Source organism: Brachybacterium sp. AOP25-B2-12, assembly GCF_052378625.1.
Classification (GTDB): Bacteria; Actinomycetota; Actinomycetes; order Actinomycetales; family Dermabacteraceae; genus Brachybacterium.
The window spans coordinates 1-18,709 of the sequence record NZ_JBQSXW010000019.1; the positions used below are offsets into that span (position 1 = coordinate 1).

Consider the following 18,709-nt stretch of genomic DNA (forward strand, 5'->3'; position numbering starts at 1 on the left):
CTCGACACCTCCGAACAGCCCGCCCCCGCACCGCCGAACACACCGCTCCCCCACACCTCCACGTGATGCTCACCGCGCCCAGGCCCCCGACACTCCCTCCTCCGGAATTTCGCGTATACAGTGAAACGAAAATGCGTTTCGGACCCTCGCCCGTCACGCGCAGCGCGCCGCTCCCGGCGCCGCAGCCGTGACCCGGCCCCGCCCGATGCGCATGTTCGACTCCGTCGGCGCCCACCAGTCAGTCCCTGGCGCCCTGAACAACCCGAGGTGAGATGTCCTTCTCCCAGCCGTTCCGCCTTGCCGTCATCGGTGCCGGTCCCGCCGGCATCTACGCCGCCGAGACCCTCGCGCGCCGGCCGGAGGTGAAGTCCGGTGAGCTGACCGTGCAGTGCGACATCTTCGATGCGATGCCCACGCCGTTCGGCCTGATCCGCTACGGCGTGGCTCCGGACCACCCCCGCATCAAGGGGATCATCACGGCGCTGCACCGGATCCTGGGCCGCGGGGACATCCGCTTCATCGGGGACGTCGAGTTCGGCACGGACCTCACCTTCGAGGAGATCCACGAGCGCTACGACGCGGTGATCTTCGCGACCGGCGCCCTCAAGGACGCGGACCTCGACATCCCCGGCATCGATCTCGAGGGCTCCTTCGGCGCCGCCGACTTCGTGGCCTGGTACGACGGCAACCCCGACTACCCCCGCACGTGGCCGCTCACGGCCCAGCACGTCGCGATGGTCGGCAACGGCAATGTGGCGCTCGACGCCGCGCGCATGCTCGCGAAGTCCTCCGACGAGCTGCTGCGCACCGAGATCCCCGCCAACGTCTACGAGGGTCTGCGGTCCGCGGCCACCACGGACGTGCACGTCTACGGCCGCCGCGGCCCCGCCCAGACGAAGTTCTCCCCGCTCGAGGCCCGGGAGCTCGCGCATCCCCACGGCGTGCAGATCGTCCTGGACGAGCGCGACTTCGACCAGATCACGGATGCCGAGTGGGAGGTCATCAAGGCCGACAAGCGCACCGACCAGATCGTGCAGACCTTCGTCGGCTGGCTCGAGGAGCAGAAGCGCCGCGAGGCCGCCGGCGAGGCGCCGGCCGACGCCCACGGCGGGCCGGTCACCCGGCGCCTGCACCTGCACTTCTGGCACAAGCCGGTCGAGGTCCTCGGCGAGGACGGCAAGGTCGTCGGCATGCGCTTCGAGCGCACGAAGCTCGACGACGGCGGCGCCCTCGTGGGCACCGGCGAGACCGTCGACTACGACCTCGAGGCCGTGTACCGCGCGATCGGCTACTTCGGGTCCGCGCTGCCCGGCGTGCCTTTCGACCCCGCCCGCGGCGTGATCCGCAACGAGGCCGGGCGCGTGACCAAGGACGTCGGCACGCCGATCCCCGGCGTCTACGCCAACGGCTGGATCAAGCGCGGACCCGTGGGGCTGATCGGCGCGACCAAGTCCGATGCCGTCGAGACGATCACCTGCCTGCTGGAGGACCTCGCCGAGGACAAGCTGCTGCCCGCCGCGGATCGAGACAACGATTCGGTGCTGCGCCTGCTGGACTCCAAGGGCGTCGAGTACACGACCTGGGACGGCTGGACCGCCCTGGACGCCCACGAGATCGAGGCCGGGTCGCACGAGACCGATGCCGAGGGCCAGCCGCGCCCCCGCATCAAGGTCGTCGAGCGCGAGGACATGGTGCGCGTGGCGCGCGACGGAATGTTCGCCCCCGCCGAGGGCTGATCGCGAGAACATGCATGGAGGGCCTCGACGCACCGGCGTCGGGGCCCTCGTCACGTGCGGGGACCATCGGGTCTGCCTTTAAGCGGGGGACCCGCGGGGTGATCACCGCACGAGGACCAGCAGTCCGCTCCCGCCATCCGGCCATCCCGGCGTCCTCGTGCACCACAGACCACCTCGGAGCGATCGCGGAGACGCCACCCCTACCGCCGGATCCCCGCCAGGAAGTCCGCGATCCGGTCGACCGCATCGGCCAGCATCTCCACCGGCGGCAGCGTCACCAGTCGGAAGTGGTCGGGCTCGGGATAGTTGAAGCCCGTCCCGTGCGTGACCAGGAGCTTCTTGGAGCGCAGCAGGTCGTAGGCGAACTGCTCGTCGTTCTCGATCGCGTACATCTCGCGGTCCAGCCGCGGGAACATGTACAGCGCACCCTGGGCCTTCTCGACATGCACGCCGGGAATGGCCGACAGCCCCTCGTAGGCGACGTCGCGCTGTTCGAGCAGGCGACCGCCGTGGTGCACGAGCCCCTTGATGCTCTGGCGTCCGCCGAGCGCGGTGGCCACGACGTGCTGGGCCGGCACGTTGGGGCACAGCCGCATGTTCGAGAGCACGTCGAGGCCCTCGATGAAGCTCGCGGCGTCCTCCTTGGGGCCGTAGAGCGCCATCCATCCGGCACGGAACCCCGCCACCCGGTACGCCTTGGACAGCCCGTTGTAGGTGATGGTCAGCAGATCCGGGGCGAGCGACGCGATGGGCGTGTGGACGGCGTCGTCGTAGAGGATCTTGTCGTAGATCTCGTCGGACAGGATCAGCAGGTCGTGCTTGCGGGCGACCTCGACGATCTCCCGCAGCACCGACTCGGGGTAGACGGCCCCGGTGGGGTTGTTGGGGTTGATGACGACGATCGCCTTGGTGCGGGTGGTGACCTTGTCCGCGAGGTCCGTGATGTCGGGCCACCAGCGGTTCTCCTCGTCGCACCGGTAGTGGACGGCGCGGCCGCCGGCGAGCGCGACCGAGGCGGTCCACAGCGGGTAGTCCGGCGAGGGCACGAGCACCTCGTCGCCGTCGTCCACGAGCGCCTGGCAGGTGAGCTGGATGAGCTCGGAGACGCCGTTGCCCAGGTAGATGTCGTCCAGCGACATGTCCGGCATGTTCTGCGTCTGGTAGTACTGCGCGACGGCACGGCGGGCCGAGACCAGCCCCTTGGACTCGGAGTACCCCTGGGACGTGGGCAGCTGCCGGATCATGTCGACGAGGATCTCGTCGGGCGCCTCGAAGCCGAACGGCGCCGGGTTGCCGATGTTGAGCTTGATGACCTTCTGCCCCTCGGCCTCCATGCGTGCTGCCTCGGCGGGGACCGGTCCTCGGATCTCGTAGCAGACGTCGCGCAGCTTCGAGGACTGGTTGAGGATCATCGGGGGGCCTCCTGGAGGGTCGGGTCGGGTCGGCTCAGGTTAGCCCTGTCGCATGGACGGACCAGACCGCGTCCACGTGGCACGGGGCACGGGGCACGGGTATCGAGCAGCGCGGCCACCCCCGCGGTCCAGAGAGACCCGAAGCACCCCACTCCGGGACCACGCGACCCACGCCGCGACACCACCCCGACCCCCCGCACCCCCTTCCACGACTTTCTCCGAAGGGGTTGACCGCACGCCCGGTTCCTATTATTTTCTCCCCGTAAGTAACCCCGGTTCCGATGGAGAAGCCGATCATGCATCCCCCCGCCAGCGCGTCCTCACCCGCCGACCCGCAGCACCCCCTGACCCGCCGCGTGCACCTGCGCGCCGCGGGCGTGTCCCTCCTTCTCGACGTCACCGACGGCCGCATCCCCGCCGTGCTGCACTGGGGCGCGGACCTCGGAGAGCTCACGGAGGCCGATGCCGCCGCGATCGCCCTGCTGACCACCCCCACGGTGGCCAACAACGCGATCGACACACCCCTGCGCCTGGGACTGCTGCCGCAGCTGGCCGATGGCTGGGTGGGCACCCCCGGCATCTCCGGGGCCCGCGACGACGGCTCCGGCTTCGCACCCCGCCTGCGGACGACGGGCGTCGACATCCTCCCGGCCGATGCCACGAGCACCTCCGCGGCGTCCGCGCCCGGCGCCGCCTCCCCCGCGGCGGACGGCTTCGTCGCCACCGGCCCCGGCGCCGTCCGCTTCGACCTCGCCGACGCCGACAACGACCTCGCCGCCACGATCGAGGTCGAGCTGCTGGCCACGGGCATCGCCCGCACGCGCGCGACGCTCACGAACACCGGGGCCACCCCCTACACGCTCGACGCCCTCACCCTCGCGCTGCCCGTGCCGCTCGCGGCCGACGAGGTCCTCGACCTCGCGGGTCGCTGGGGCAAGGAGCGCACCCCGCAGCGCTCCCGCCTGCGGGTGGGCACCCACCTGCGCGAGAACCGCCGGGGCCGCACGGGCCCGGACTCCGCGTACCTCCTGCACGTGGGCCGCCCCGGCTTCGACTTCCGGACCGGCGAGATCTGGGCCGTGCACACGGCGTTCTCCGGCAACCACCGCCACCTCGCCGAGCGGTCCTCCCTCGGCGCCCAGGTGATCGGCGGCGGCGAGCTGCTGCTGGCGGGCGAGGGACGCCTGGACAGCCAGGACACCTACCAGGGCCCCTGGGTCCACGCCGCCTACTCCCCCGCGGGCCTGGACGGCATCGCCCAGCGCTTCCACCGCACGCTGCGAGCCCGCCCCCAGCATGTCGACACCGCGCGCCCCGTGACCCTGAACGTCTGGGAGGCCGTCTACTTCGACCACGACCTCGCCCGACTCAGGGACCTCGCCGACCGCGCCGCACAGCTCGGCGTCGAGCGGTACGTGCTGGACGACGGCTGGTTCGGCTCGCGTCGCGACGACCGCTCGGGGCTCGGCGACTGGGTGGTCTCGGACGAGGTGTGGCCCGACGGCCTCGGCCCCCTCATCGACCACGTCACGGGCCTGGGCATGCAGTTCGGCCTCTGGTTCGAGCCCGAGATGGTCAACGAGGACTCCGACGTCGCCCGCGCCCATCCCGAGTGGATCATGGCGCCGGCCCCGGACCTGCTGCCGCTGGAATCCCGCCACCAGCAGGTGCTGAACCTGTCGATCCCCGAGGCCTGGCAGCACGTCCACGACCAGATGCACGCGATCCTCTCTGCCCACGAGATCGCCTACGTCAAGTGGGACCACAACCGCGATCTCGTCGAGTCCGCGACCCGCACCACGGGTGCCGCCGCGACCCACGCCCAGACCCTCGCGGTGTACCGCCTCATGGACACGCTCAAGGCCGAGCACCCGGGCCTGGAGATCGAGTCCTGCTCCTCGGGCGGCGCGCGCGTGGACCTCGAGGTGCTCGAGCGCACCGACCGGGTGTGGGTCTCGGACTGCATCGACCCCCTCGAGCGCCAGCAGATGAACCGCTGGACCGCCGAGCTGATCCCGCTCGAGCTCATGGGCAGCCACATCGCCTCGGGCCGCTCGCACACCACGGGACGGCTGCACAGCCTGGCTTTCCGGGCCGCCACCGCCCTCTTCGGCCACCTCGGCATCGAGTGGGACCTCGCGCAGGCCTCCGCGGCGGAGCTCACCGAGCTCACCGAGTGGATCACCCTCTACAAGCGCCTGCGCGGCCTGCTGCTCGCGGGCGACTACGTGCGCGGCGGCGGCGAGGACGACGCCCTGTGGCTGACCGGCGTGATCTCGGCGGACCGCGATCACGCGATCTACGAGGTCGCGTGCGTGCGCCGCTCGGACCTCGCCGGAGCCGGACCCGTGCGCCTGCCGGGCCTGGACCCGGGGCGCCGCTACACGGTGCGCCGCATCGACGTCGGCGAGCGCCTCCACGGCCACCACCCGGCCCCCTGGGAGGCCGAGCTGTCCGGCCCCGAGGGCGTCACCGTCGCGGGCTCGGCCCTCTCGGACCTGGGCATCGCCCTGCCCGAGATCCCCGCCGAGTCCGCCCTCCTCCTCGAGCTCACGGTCGCCGTCGGCGACTGATCCCCCCTGCGCGGCCCTCGGGCCGCACCCTGAAAGGAAAGCCCATGTCCATCGCGACGACGACGACGCGATCGACGGGACGGCCCGCCACGAGGCGCCGTCCCGACGACACGAAGCTCGCCCTGCTGTTCATCCTGCCCGCCGGCATCGGAATGCTCGTGTTCCTGGTCTGGCCCCTGCTGACGGGCATCTACTACTCGCTGACCGAGTACACGACGCTCACCCCGCCCCAGTGGGTGGGCCTGGACAACTACGCCCGCATGCTCGAGGACCCCCGGTTCTGGAACTCGCTGAAGGTGACACTGTTGTACGTGGGCATCAACATCGGCGTCCAGACCATCCTGGCCCTGCTGATCGCCGTGCTCATGCAGCGCCTGACGCAGTCGACCTGGCTGCGCTCGATCGTGCTGACGCCCTACCTGATCTCCAACGTGGTGGCCGCCATCGTCTTCCTGTGGCTGCTGGACACCCAGCTGGGCATCGTGAACATCGCCCTGCAGGCCATCGGGTTCGACCCCGTGCAGTTCTGGTCCTCGGAGGGCTGGGTCATCCCGACGGTCGCCTTCGTCAACGTCTGGCGGCACATGGGCTACACGGCGCTGCTGCTGTTCGCGGGGCTGCAGTCGATCCCCGCCTATCTGTACGAGGCCGCCAAGACCGAGGGTGCCGGGGAGATCCAGATGTTCCGCCGGATCACCCTGCCGCTGCTGCGGCCGATCCTCGCGCTGGTCCTCATCATGACGGTGATCGGCTCCTTCCAGGTGTTCGACACCATCTCGGTGACCACCCAGGGCGGTCCGGCCGATGCCTCCCTCGTGCTGCAGATGTACATCTACGAGAACGCCTTCGGCCAGTACCAGTTCGGATACGCCTCGGCGCTGTCCGTCGCGCTGCTGATCATCCTCATGGTGATCACCTTCGCCCAGTACTTCCTGACCCGCGCGAACCAGAGCGATCTGGACTGACGGAGGAGAGAGCCATGACCACTGCATCCACCACCACTGCCATCGATCCCGTCCCGAACGATCCCGCGGAGCCCGCGAGACCTGCACCCACGCCGCGCCGCAAGCCGTTCTCGTGGGGCAAGGTCTTCGGGTGGCTCGCGATGATCGTGATCCTGTTCATCACCGTGTTCCCCTTCTACTGGATGCTGCGCACGGCACTGTCCAGCAACAACGCCCTGGCCACTGACCCGTCGAGCCTGCTGCCCGTCGGCCTCAACCTCGGCGGCTTCGAGCGGGTGTTCGGCACCCAGGACGTCGACGAGGCGGTGGCCCAGGGCGGCTCCGGCGCCTCGATCAACTTCTGGCGCTACCTGCTGAACTCCGTCATCGTGGCCACCTGCATCACGGTGGTCCAGACCTTCTCCTGCGCGATGGCGGCCTACGCGTTCTCGCGTCTGCGCTGGCGCGGCCGCGAGATCGTGTTCCTGATCTTCCTGGGATCGATGATGATCCCGACGATCTTCACGCTGCTGCCCAACTTCATCCTCATCAAGAACCTGGGCCTGGTCGACACCCTGCTCGGGATCATGCTGCCGACGCTGTTCATCTCGAGCTTCGCGATCTTCTTCCTGCGGCAGTTCTTCAACAACATCTCCCGCGAGGTCGAGGAGGCCGCACTCATCGACGGCGCCTCCAAGACGCGGGTGTTCTTCACGCTGATCCTGCCGATGTCGGGGGCGCCGCTGGCCACCCTGGCGCTGCTGACGTACTTCACCGCGTGGAACGAGTACTTCTGGTCGCTGATGGTGTCCTACACCGACTCCTCCCGCGTCCTGACCGTCGCCCTGGGCGTCTTCCGCGCCCAGTCGCCGGGCACCGGCCCCGACTGGTCGGGGCTCATGGCCGCGACCCTCGTCGCCGCCGCGCCCATGCTGATCCTCTTCGCGCTCTTCGCCAAGCGGATCGTCAACTCCATCGGCTTCAGCGGGATCAAGTGAGGCACCGACCATGACCACGAGAACGAACCCCCGACCGACCATCCGCCGCCGTGCGCTGCTGACCGGGGCCGCGGGACTGACCGCCGGTGCCCTCGGGGCGACCGCCCTGGCCGGCTGCGATGCCGCCGACGCCTCCGGGAGGGTCCAGCTGGACTACTGGATGTGGGACGCCAACCAGCTGCCCGGCTACTCCCAGGCGATCGACCTGTTCATGAAGCAGAATCCGGACATCGAGGTCCGCATCACGCAGCTCGGCTGGGACGACTACTGGACCAAGCTCACCGCGTCGTTCGTGGCCGAGGCCGGCCCCGACGTCTTCACCGACCACCTCGCCCGCTTCCCGGAGTTCGTGCGGCTGGGGGTGATCGCGCCGCTGGACGGGATCGCGGAGATCGACGCGCTGCCGGCCGACCACTTCCAGGACGGGCTGCAGGAGCTGTGGACGGGCCAGGACGGCAAGCGGTACGGGCTGCCCAAGGACTACGACACCGTCGCGGTCATGTACGACAAGGCCGTGCTCGAGGAGGCCGGGGTCACCGGGGAGGAGCTCGCCGGGCTCGACTGGAACCCGGAGGACGGCGGCAGCTTCGAGCGGATGATCGCGCATCTCAGCGTCGACTCCCAGGGCCGTCGCGGCGACGAGGACGGCTTCGACGCCTCCGACGTCGCGATGTACGGGCTCGCGTCCTACGCGTCCGTGGACTACGTGGGCCAGACCAACTGGTCGCCGTTCGCGCTGTCGACGGGGTGGACCTTCACCGACTCCCCCACCTGGGGCACCCGCTTCAACTACGACGACGAGCGGTTCGCCGCCTCGATCGACTGGTACTTCGGGCTGGTGGAGAAGGGCTTCCTGCCTCCGTTCGGGAAGTTCGGCGACTCCTCGCCCCCGCAGACCCAGGTCCAGGGACGCAAGGCCGCCCTGGCGACCGCGGGGTCCTGGATGATCGGGACCTACTCGGGTCTGGACGGTGTGGACCTCGGGATCGCCCCGCTGCCCAGCGGCCCGATCGGCACTCCCATCTCGATGTTCAACGGTCTGGGCGACTCGATCGCCTCCCAGACCGAGCACCGCACCGAGGCGGGCAAGCTCATCGCCTTCCTCGGCTCGGACGCCTCGCAGGAGATCATCGGCGGGCGCGGCATCGTGTTCCCGGCCACCGATGCGGGCACGGAGGCGGCGATCTCCGCCTACGAGTCCAAGAAGCTGGACGTCGCGCCGTTCACCGACCGGGTGGAGCTGAAGCAGACGGGTCAGTACCCCCTCACGGAGAACTCCGCCTCGATCGCCTCGCTCCTGCAGCCGGCGTTCGACCAGGCCTGGCTGGGCCGGATCTCGGGAGCGGACTTCGCGAGCTACAACGATCGGGTCAACGCCCTGTTCTCCTGATCCGGGATGCACGAGGGGCGGGGACGATGCCGTGGCATCGTCCCCGCCCCTGCTCGCATGCGCCCGTGTCGTCTCGGGCCAGGGCTGCTCGCTCGGTGCCTGCCGACCCGGCCCGGGACTGCACGCTCGGCGCCCGCCGACCCGGCCCTCAGGCGCCCGTCACGAACCTCCGCACGGCGATCGACGCGGCGCCGCGCGCCCATTCGTCGAAGTCCCCGGAGATGCTGCGCAGCTCGAGATCGGCCTGGGAGGCGGGCACCAGCGCACGCACGCGCGAGGCGATGTCCACCGCCGGCAGCGTCAGCAGCTCGGCGGTCTCCCCGCCCAGCACCACGGCCTCGGGATCGGTCAGCGCCACGAGCGAGGCCACCACATCGGCGACGACCCCGGCGACCTCCCGGGCGACCGTCAGCGCCGGAGCCTGTCCGTCCCGCGCGGCGGCGATCAGCGCGGGCAGCCCCTCCCCGTCCCGGATCGCTCCGTGCGCCAGGGCGCGCTCCAGGACCACGGCGGTCCGGGTCGCGTCGCCGAACGTCGTGCGGGTCCCGTCGGCGGTGACCACGGGCATCGCCTCGGTCAGGCCCGCCCGGTGGTGGGCGCCGGGCAGGACGGCCCCGTCGAGCACGGTGCCCACGGCGGCCCCGGCCCCCACGGTGACGACCCCGAAGGAGCGATAGCGTCGTCCGATGCCCGACCAGGCCATGCCGCGCAGCAGCGCCGTGAAGTCGTTGTCGACCGTCACGGGAACCTCCAGCGCGCCGGCCAGGTCCCCGCCGACGTCGGTCGGCGAGGACCATCCCAGCAGGTGCGAGCTCATCGCGCGGCGCCCGTCGTGGACGATGCCCGGCAGGCTCACCCCCACCCCGGCCACGCGGGGGTGGGCGGCCAGCAGCGTGCGGGCCAGTCGGCGAGCGGTGCGCAGCACCGTGGTCGGCCGGGTGTCGGCCAGCGGCTCCTCGAGATCCTCGTGGACCACACCGCGCGCCGTCGTCACCGAGGCGAACACGCCGTCGGCGGTGATCTTCACACCGATGAACCGCGCCCGCTCGTCGTCGACGTCGAGGGGCTCCTGAGGCCGTCCCTTGTCCCGCATGATCGGCGGCAGCTCCCGCAGCAGACCCGCGTCCAGGAGCGCCCGGCTCGCGCGCGTGAGCGTGGGCCCGGACAGGTCGAGCCGGTGCGCGAGCTCGGTGCGGGGCCGGGGGCCGAAGCGCAGGATCTCGGCGTAGACCGCTCGCGCGGCGGGACCGGACGGCGGCACGAGGGCCGCGGGCGCGACGGCGCCCGGTTCGTCCGACTTCACGCGATTCCCCACATCGCCACACCTTATCCGTGCGGGCCGACCAGCGCGTTCTCCCGCAGATCACCCCGATCCCCTGCCTAGTGTGAGGCCATGTCAGCCCCCTTGCCGGACACGTCGACCGTCGATCCCGCGCTCGCGGACAACCCGCTCGCGACGCCCTCGACGCTCCCCTACGGCCTGCCCGACTTCGCCGCGATCCGGCCCGAGCACTTCGGTCCCGCCTTCGCCGCCGGGATCGCCGAGACCCGCGCGCTGCTGGAGCAGGTCGCCGCGGACCCGACCGCGCCCACCTTCGCCACCGTGATCGAACCCCTCGAGCGCGGCAGCGCGCTGCTGGACCGCACGCAGCACGTCTTCTTCCACATCGTGGCCTCCGACGGCAGCGAGGAGCTCCGCGCGATCGAGGCGGCGGTGACCCCCGAGCTCACCGCGCTCGAGGACGCCATGTACCTCGACGCGCCGCTGTTCGCGCGCATCGACGCCCTCCACCAGGCCGCCTCCGACGGGACCGGCGAGGACCTCACCGCGGAGCAGGCCCATGTCCTGTCACAATGGCACCAGCGGTTCGTGCTGCACGGCGCCCGGCTCGAGGAGGACGGCCGCACGGCGCTGGCCTCGCTGAACCAGGAGATCTCCGCCCGCGAGACCGCCTTCACCCAGGACGTCCTGCACGACCTCACGGCCGCCGCCGTGCACGTCACCGAGGAGGCGGAGCTCGACGGGCTCGATGACGCCCAGCGGGCGGCCGCCCGCGCCGCGGCCCAGGAGGCCGGACTCGACGGCTTCCTGCTGACTCTGGTGCTGCCCACCGTCCAGCCGCTGTTGACCTCCCTGACCCGTCGGGACGTGCGCGAGCGCCTGCACCGCGCCTCTATCGACCGGGGGACGGAGACCTGGGGGCTCGCGGCGGAGATCGCACAGCTGCGCGCGCGCCGCGCCGCCCTGCTGGGCTTCGAGGACTTCGCCTCCCTCGCCGTCGCCGACCGCACAGCCCAGATCCCGCTGGCCGTCGACGACCTCTTCGACCGCACGATCGCCCCGGCGATGCGACGCACCGCGGCCGAGGCGGAGCGGATCGCGCGGCGTGCCGCCGAGGACGGGATCCAGCAGCTCGAGGCCTGGGACTGGCCCTTCTACGCCGATCGTGTCCGCGCCGAGGACCACGCCGTCGACCAGAAGGCGCTCCAGCCCTACTTCGTGCTGGAGCGCGTGCTGTTCGAGGGCGTCTTCCGGGCCGCCCGCGACGTCTACGGCGTGACCCTCGAGCTGCGCAAGGACCTGCGCGCCCACCACCCGGACGCGGTGGTGTGGGAGGTCAAGGAGGCCGACGGGACGGGCCTGGGCCTGTTCATCGGCGACTACTTCACGCGCGACACCAAGCGCGGCGGCGCCTGGATGAACCCCGTCGTCACGCCCTCGGGGCTGCTCGGCACGCGCGCCGTGGTCTCCAACAACCTCAACATCGCCCGACCCGCGCACGGGGGCATCGCCTACGTGACCCTCGACGAGGTGCGCACGATGTTCCACGAGTTCGGGCACGCGCTGCACGGTCTCGTCTCGGCCGCGCGCTACCCCTCGGTGTCCGGGACCTCGGTGCCCCGGGACATCGTCGAGTACCCCAGCCAGGTCAACGAGATGTGGGCCCTGCGCCCGGGGATCGTCGAGCACTACGCCCGGCACGTCGAGACCGACGAGCCGATCCCCGCCGACCTCCTGGCCCGCGTCCAGGAGTCCGCCCTGTGGGGCGAGGGCCGTGCCACCGTCGAGTACCTCGCCGCCGCCGTGCTGGACTGGCGCTGGCACGCGATGGGCCCGGACGTCGCCATCGATGATGCGCGCGCCTTCGAGGACGAGACGCTCGAGGACGCGGGCCTCGCCCACCCCCTCGTCCCCCCGCGCTACCGCACCGGATACTTCCAGCACACGTTCTCGGGCAGCTACGCCTCGGGCTACTACTCCTACCTGTGGGCCGAGGCCTTCGACGCCGACACGGTCGCGTGGTTCGACGAGCAGACCGCCGCGGGCGTGCCGGTCCGCGAGGCCGGTGAGGCGTTCCGCCGCGGCTTCCTCGAGCTCGGCGGCTCCCGCGACCTCCTCGCGGCCTACCAGGCCTTCCGCGGACACGATCGCGACCTCGCCCACCTGCTGGCGCGGCGAGGGCTGGCCGATGCGGACGCCCCCGGGCTCGAGGCGGACGACGTCACCCCGGAGCCGGCCGAGCTGGACTGAGCGGGACCTGCCGCCTCAGAGCTCGTCCGGGCCGACCGGAGCCCTGCGCTCCCGGGCGGCACGCGAGCGCGCCCGCAGTCGGCGGAACGCCCGGTGCAGGCGGTAGGCCAGATACAGGCCGATGCCGAGGAGCACCACACCGATCACGGCGGCGACGGCGGGCAGGGCGATGGTCAAGATGCCCAGCACGAGCGCACCGACGTCCTCGGCAGTGCTGACGACCACGTTGGACACCGGCTCCGGCGACACGTTGACGGCGGCCCGTGCGGTGGACTTCGTGATGTGGATGCCGATGGCGGCGGCACCGCCGAGGAGGGCCATCACGATCGCCGAGGTCGTGTCGGTCTCACCGCCCAGCAGATATCCGATCGCGGCCCCGGCCAGCGGCCGGACGACCGCGTTCAGCTGGTCCCAGAAGGAGTCGAAGTAGGGGATCTTGTCGGCCGCGAGATCCACCAGCAGCAGGATCCCGGTGATCACCAGGACGTCGGTGCGCTGGAGCACCGCGGGCACCTGATCGAGGTCAAGCAGGCGCCCGGCGAGCCCCAGCAGGAACACCATGAAGTAGGGCCGGACCCCGCTGACGACCCCCGAGCCCACGGTCATGAGCAGTGCTTCCATGTCTCCCCCTCCCAGCACGCCCGGCCCCCGGGTGCGCGTGCCGCGAGCGTACAGTGGGACGATGCCTGCCGAGTTCCGCCGTCCCGCCTCGCTGTCCCCCGCCGCGCAGGACAACCTCCCCGGCGACCCGGATCCCGGCTTCTCCCAGGACCACGCGCATCGCAGCGCCAACGCCCTTCTGTCCGGGGTGCGCGGCACCCAGGACCCCGCCGTCGTGGACCGCGTGCTGTCGATCGCCCGCACCGACGGTCTCGACGACCTCGCGAGCCTGTGGGCCGGTGCACCCGCCGCGACCCTGCCCGGCGCCCTGTGGCGCCTGTACGTCGTGCACACCTGGGCCCGCCACGACCCCGACGACGTGGTGCGCCGCTACCGCGATGGCAGCCGCACCGTCCCGGGCCTGCGGTACCTCGCGGGCCTGTCCGAGCCGCCGGACGTCGATTCGGTGCGGACGACCGTCGATGCGATCCTCCGGGGCGCCTTCACGGGGGACCTCGCGGTGGCCCTGGGGCGCGCCGGGGCGCTCATGATGCTGGTGGCCTACGGCACCGCGCACCTCGCGGACTCCGAGCCCGATCCCGCACGCCAGCGGGAGCTGACCGAGCAGGGCGGGCGACTGCTGGCCACCGGCGAGGAGCTCGCCCACGCCGCACGGCGCGAGGCCGCCGGCACGCTCTCCTGAGGTCCGCCCCCGAGGCGTGATCTTCCTTGCGCCGCCCGCGCCCCACGCGGGCGGCGACTGTGTTCTACAGTGGTTCGTGCGTCGGGCCGCGGTTGCCCCGGGCTCCACATATTGCCGCTTCGAGCGGCCTTCGCGCCGACAGGCGCATCCCGGTCCGGCGCGTCACTCGTCCCCCGGGGTCCGTCCCGGACCGGCCCGCTGCCGCGCCCCCACCGGAGCGCGCCGCACGGGTCCTTCGGACTGCGGCCCTCGACCCCGGGAGTGATGATGCGGCTGTTCCCCCAGCGCTACGAGAAGCCGCTGTTCGACCTGTTCGGGGACATCGCCCAGCTGCTCGTGAGCGGCTCCGAGATCCTCTCGCGCACCCTCGGGGAGAGCCCGCGCGAGCGCGCCCGGATCGCCGCCCGGCTGCACGAGCAGTCCGGGGAGGCCGCCGCCCTGTCGCGGCGGATCGCCAACCGGCTGGCTGCCGCGCTCATCCCCCCCTTCGAGGCGGAGGTGCTGCACGGCCTGTCGCTGGCCCTGAGCGAGGCGATGCAGGCGATGGACCGGGCGGCGGACCTCACGGTGCGCTTCTCCCTGGGCTCCGTGCCGGACCCGTTGCTGGAGACCGCCGAGCTCATCGCCCGCGCCGCGGAGATCACGGTCGAGGCGATGTGGCACCTCGGGGAGGTCCACGAGCTGCACGAGTTCTCCGCGGCGATGCGTCGGCTCGACAACCACGGCGAGCGCCTGGCCCGGGGAGCGCTGACCGACGTGTTCGCCAGCGGCGCGAGCGCCGGCCAGATGCTCCGCGAGCGCGAGGTGGCCCTTGCGCTGCGGGGCGTGCTCTCGCAGTTCGAGCAGGTCGCCCGGGAGGCGGACCTGCTGCGGATCAAGGACTCCTGAGGATGCCCTGGAGCGATCCGCCGGTGCTGGTGCTCGCGGCGCTGGCCCTCGGACTCGCCTACCTCAACGGTCTGCACGACGCGTCCAACGCCGTCTCGACCGCGATCGCCAGCCGTGCGCTGTCCGAGCGCGCCGCCCTGGCAGTGGCCGCGGTCCTGAACCTGCTCGGGGCCCTCCTCGGTCTGCTGCTGGCGCCGTGGACCGCGGCGCGCGCCCTCGATGTCCTGGGTCTGGCGCCCGCGGACCTCGCCGATCCTCAGATCGGCGCGGCGATCCGGATCGTCGCGGCGTCCGCGGTGATCGCGACGATCCTGTGGGGCACCGCGACCTGGTGGTGGGGCATGCCGTCCTCGACCTGGCACGCGATGTACAGCGCGCTCGCCGGCGCCTCGCTCGCGGTCGGGATCGCCGTGCCCTGGACCCTCGAGGCGGTGGCTGTCCTCGGATCCCTGCTGCTGTCGCCCCTGCTGGGCGGGGCGCTCGCCTATGCGCTGGTCCACGGGATCGCACGCCTCTCCCGCCGCCGCACCGTGCGCACCCATCATCTCCGCTCTGCCCAGACGGTCTCCGCGGGGGCGGTGGCCGCCGCCCATGGCCTGCACGACTCCCTGCTGCCCATGTCGGTGCTGGTCCTCGCGCTGGCGACCGTCCCCGGTGGCAGCGGCCCGTCGAGGCTGCCGCTGTGGCTGGGGGCGCTCGTGGCCCTCGCGCTCGCGATCGGCACCCTCGTGGGCGGGCACCGGATCATCCGCACCCTGGCCCGCCGCCTGACCGACCTGTCGACCGCGCAGGGCCTGGCCGCGGAGACCTCGGCGGCCCTGGTGCTGCTCGCGGGGATCGTGGGGTTCGGGGTGCCCATCTCCACCTCGCAGACGGTGACGGCGGGGATCGTGAGCTCCGGGCTCGCGGTGGGCCGACGGTCGGTGCGCTGGACGGTGGTGCGCAGCATCCTGGCGACCTGGATCGCGACCCCGCCCGTCGCCGGGCTGCTCGGTGCCGGCTGCGCGGCGGCCCTCGCGCTGCTCTGACGCGGCGCGGCCACGCGGTCTCGCGAGCCGACAGCTCCTTCCTCCGCGCCGGTGCGAGCTTCGCCAGCTCCCCTTCCTCGATCCGGCGCTCCCGGGCCCCAGGCTCCCGGGCCCCCGGGCCCCCGGCTCTAGGGCTCCAGCGTCCTGCACCTCGGTACCCCGGCACCCCGGCACCCCGGCACCCCGGCACCCCGGCAGCATGCTCGGACGACTCGGAGCGCACGTCGATATCCTGTCCGCCGTGCGGTCGCCGGGCACGCGGCGGGCCCCGCGCACGCCCCGAACCGATCCGCTGGAGGACCCGATGACCGACGCCGAGCGTCCGCGCCGCACCCGCCCGACCTACGGCCTGCCCGGATCCACCTCCGGAACGACCTCATCCGGCTCCCCGGCGGCAGGCGGTGCCTACGGCGTCCCGGCGTCGGAGACCGGGCAGACGGGCCACGAGACCGGCGCCTACGGCAGCGACCCCTGGACCTCCGGCGCTCCCGGCTCCCCCGCACCGACCTACGCCTCCTCCGTGCCCCAGGGCGGTGGCCCGTGGGGCAACGCCCCCGTCGCGGCACCGCACCGGCGCAAGGGCGGTCGGCTCGTCCTCATCGGCATCGTGCTGCTGGTGCTCGGGGCGATCGCCGCCGTGGTCGGCCTGGTCCTCAGCGCGCGCGCCCTCTCGGGTCCCATCGACGACGGCGCGGCGCCGATGGCCGGCGGCACCGCGACCATCGAGGCGCAGGCCTTCGACATGTACCTCGTCTACGTGCCCGTGGCCGATGCGGACACCGCGCAGTGCACCGCAACGGGCACCTCCACCGGATCCGTGCAGGTGGTCGACGTCTCGGGCGAGGCCCCCGTCGGACCGGGCGGCGAGACCTATGCGCAGGTCGCGGGCGTCTCCGCGAGCGAGGCCACCACGATCACCATCACCTGCACCGGCACGACCTCGGACCCGCTGGTCCTGGGACCGGTCGGCATGCTCTCGATGCTGCTGCCCGTGCTGCTCGGGATCGGACTGGGCGGCCTGGCCGGGTTGGTGGGCCTGATCCTCCTGATCGTCGGGATCGTCCGGCGCGTGCGGAGCGCCCCCGGACGCTGAGCACGCCGCGTCTCAGCGCGGGCCGACGCGAGGACGTGCGGGGCGTCACCGTCCTACAGTGTGGGCACGCCACCCACGATCGGAGAAGCTCGCTCATGCACCCTCGCGCAGGTCAGAAGGCACTTCCGGAGGACCTCATCGACGTCGATGCCGTCCTCGACGCCTACTACGACAAGCACCCCGATCCCTCGGATCCCGACCAGGCGGTCTCCTTCGGGACCTCCGGGCACCGCGGCTCCTCCCTCGACACGGCCTTCAACGAGGACCACATCGCCGCGACCACGCAGGCGATCGTCGAGTACCGCGCGGGCCAGGGGATCCGCGGTCCGCTGTTCATCGGCCGCGACACCCATGCGCTGTCGATGCCCGCCTTCGAGACGGCCCTGACGGTGCTCGTGGGCAACGACGTCGCGGCGCTCATCGACTCCGGCGACACGTACACGCCCACCCCGGCCGTCTCGCACGCGATCCTCGTGCACAACCGGGACCTGCCCGCGCAGGACCCGGGGCGCGCCGACGGGATCGTCGTGACGCCCAGCCACAACCCGCCGCGGGATGGCGGCTTCAAGTACAACCCGCCCCACGGCGGACCAGCGGACACCGACGCGACGTCGTGGATCGCCGACCGCGCCAACGAGCTGCTGCGCACGGGCCTGCAGGGCGTGCGCCGGGTCGACCGCGCCAAGGCGCTCGCCGCGGCGGGGCGCTACGACTTCCTCCACACGTACGTGCGGGACCTGCCGAACGTCGTGGACATCGCCGCGATCCGCGAGGCCGGGGTGCGGATCGGCGCGGACCCGCTCGGCGGCGCGTCGGTGGACTACTGGGCCGAGATCGCAGAGGTCCACGACCTCGACCTCACCGTGGTCAACCCCGAGGTGGATCCCCGCTGGGCGTTCATGACCCTGGACCGCGACGGCAAGATCCGCATGGACTGCTCGAGCCCCTGGGCGATGGCCTCGCTGCTGCAGGTCAAGGACCGCTACGACATCGCCACCGGCAACGACGCAGACTCCGACCGCCACGGGATCGTCACGCCCGACGCCGGGCTCATGAACCCCAACCATTACCTCGCCGTCGCGATCGAATACCTGTTCACCCATCGGCCGAACTGGCCCGGCACGGCCAAGGTGGGCAAGACGATCGTGTCCTCGAGCCTCATCGACCGCGTCGTCGCCTCGATCGGCCGCGAGCTGTGGGAGGTGCCCGTGGGCTTCAAGTGGTTCGTGCCCGGGCTCATCGACTCCTCCGTCGGCTTCGGCGGCGAGGAGAGCGCGGGGGCCTCGTTCCTGCGCACCGACGGCACGGTGTGGACCACCGACAAGGACGGCATCATCATGGCGCTGCTGGCCTCGGAGATCCTCGCCAAGACCGGGAAGGCGCCCAGCGCACTGCACCGGGAGCAGGTCGAGCGGTTCGGCGCGAGCGCCTACGACCGGATCGACGCCCCCGCGAACCGCGAGCAGAAGGCCCGCCTCAAGAAGCTCTCGGCCGATCAGGTGACGGCCTCGACCCTGGGCGGCGAGCCCATCACCGCAGCGATCACGGAGGCCCCCAACGGGGCGCCGATCGGCGGTCTGAAGGTCTCCACCGAGAACGCGTGGTTCGCGGCCCGTCCCTCGGGGACGGAGGACGTGTACAAGATCTACGCCGAGTCCTTCCGTGGCGAGGACCATCTGCACGAGGTCCAGGCAGAGGCCAAGAAGGTCGTCGACGCGGCCCTGGGCGACTGACGGAGCCGGTCCAGGTCACGGGGGTGCGCACGGTGCTCGGCGCCGTGGCGCACCCCCGGGACGCGCTCCGCGACAAGCG

14 protein-coding genes are annotated in these 18,709 nt (G+C 71.9%); 11 read left to right on the forward strand and 3 right to left on the reverse strand.

The features are described from left to right. The first annotated feature begins 272 nt into the window (after positions 1-272). Positions 273-1,736, forward strand: a complete 1,464-nt coding sequence (locus ACT3TZ_RS12630; protein WP_444583781.1) for an FAD-dependent oxidoreductase — start codon at positions 273-275, stop codon at positions 1,734-1,736. Positions 1,737-1,936: 200 nt separating this feature from the next. Here the strand turns inward: ACT3TZ_RS12630 and ACT3TZ_RS12635 are convergent, their stop codons facing one another. Beyond that, on the reverse strand, positions 1,937-3,148 hold the full coding sequence (locus ACT3TZ_RS12635) for a pyridoxal phosphate-dependent aminotransferase (RefSeq protein WP_444583782.1): 1,212 nt from the start codon (positions 3,146-3,148) through the stop codon (positions 1,937-1,939). Positions 3,149-3,444: 296 nt separating this feature from the next. Between ACT3TZ_RS12635 and ACT3TZ_RS12640 the strand changes: the two genes are divergently transcribed. From ACT3TZ_RS12640 to ACT3TZ_RS12655, 4 genes are read left to right on the forward strand one after another with little or no spacing between them, the layout of a single operon-like run. Continuing rightward, positions 3,445-5,721 carry an alpha-galactosidase gene (locus ACT3TZ_RS12640; protein ID WP_444583783.1) on the forward strand — a complete coding sequence of 759 codons (2,277 nt, stop codon included), beginning with the start codon at positions 3,445-3,447 and terminating at the stop codon, positions 5,719-5,721. 44 nt (positions 5,722-5,765) lie between these two features. Next, a complete protein-coding gene (locus ACT3TZ_RS12645) occupies positions 5,766-6,686 on the forward strand; it encodes a carbohydrate ABC transporter permease (RefSeq protein WP_444583784.1) in 921 nt (306 codons plus the stop codon). Between the two features lie 14 nt (positions 6,687-6,700). Continuing rightward, on the forward strand, positions 6,701-7,663 hold the full coding sequence (locus ACT3TZ_RS12650; RefSeq protein WP_444583785.1) for a carbohydrate ABC transporter permease: 963 nt from the start codon (positions 6,701-6,703) through the stop codon (positions 7,661-7,663). A gap of 10 nt (positions 7,664-7,673) precedes the next feature. Next, on the forward strand, positions 7,674-9,053 hold the full coding sequence (locus ACT3TZ_RS12655; RefSeq protein WP_444583786.1) for an ABC transporter substrate-binding protein: 1,380 nt from the start codon (positions 7,674-7,676) through the stop codon (positions 9,051-9,053). A gap of 148 nt (positions 9,054-9,201) precedes the next feature. Here ACT3TZ_RS12655 and ACT3TZ_RS12660 read toward each other — a convergent pair whose 3' ends face one another. Then, the gene (locus ACT3TZ_RS12660; protein WP_444583787.1) at positions 9,202-10,356 is read right to left on the reverse strand and encodes an ROK family protein; all 1,155 of its coding nucleotides are present in this window, start codon (positions 10,354-10,356) and stop codon (positions 9,202-9,204) included. 90 nt (positions 10,357-10,446) lie between these two features. Between ACT3TZ_RS12660 and ACT3TZ_RS12665 the strand changes: the two genes are divergently transcribed. Next, on the forward strand, positions 10,447-12,585 hold the full coding sequence (locus ACT3TZ_RS12665; protein ID WP_444583788.1) for a M3 family metallopeptidase: 2,139 nt from the start codon (positions 10,447-10,449) through the stop codon (positions 12,583-12,585). Positions 12,586-12,600: 15 nt separating this feature from the next. On the opposite strand, the gene ACT3TZ_RS12670 is transcribed toward ACT3TZ_RS12665, so the two are convergent. Beyond that, positions 12,601-13,206, reverse strand: coding sequence for a DUF4126 domain-containing protein (locus ACT3TZ_RS12670; protein WP_444583789.1), 606 nt, complete (start codon positions 13,204-13,206; stop codon positions 12,601-12,603). Between the two features lie 61 nt (positions 13,207-13,267). Between ACT3TZ_RS12670 and ACT3TZ_RS12675 the strand changes: the two genes are divergently transcribed. From ACT3TZ_RS12675 to pgm, 5 genes are all read left to right on the forward strand, one after another. Next, positions 13,268-13,888, forward strand: coding sequence for a hypothetical protein (locus ACT3TZ_RS12675; RefSeq protein ID WP_444583790.1), 621 nt, complete (start codon positions 13,268-13,270; stop codon positions 13,886-13,888). A gap of 264 nt (positions 13,889-14,152) precedes the next feature. Beyond that, entirely contained in the window at positions 14,153-14,776 is a 624-nt protein-coding gene (locus ACT3TZ_RS12680; protein ID WP_444583791.1) for a DUF47 domain-containing protein, read from the forward strand. 2 nt (positions 14,777-14,778) lie between these two features. Beyond that, positions 14,779-15,804 (forward strand): anion permease, encoded by a 1,026-nt coding sequence (locus tag ACT3TZ_RS12685; RefSeq protein WP_444583792.1) that lies wholly within the window; start codon positions 14,779-14,781, stop codon positions 15,802-15,804. Positions 15,805-16,108: 304 nt separating this feature from the next. Next, positions 16,109-16,897 (forward strand): hypothetical protein, encoded by a 789-nt coding sequence (locus ACT3TZ_RS12690; protein ID WP_444583793.1) that lies wholly within the window; start codon positions 16,109-16,111, stop codon positions 16,895-16,897. Between the two features lie 95 nt (positions 16,898-16,992). Beyond that, positions 16,993-18,630 carry a phosphoglucomutase (alpha-D-glucose-1,6-bisphosphate-dependent) gene (pgm, locus tag ACT3TZ_RS12695; RefSeq protein ID WP_444583794.1) on the forward strand — a complete coding sequence of 546 codons (1,638 nt, stop codon included), beginning with the start codon at positions 16,993-16,995 and terminating at the stop codon, positions 18,628-18,630. Positions 18,631-18,709 lie beyond the last annotated feature (79 nt).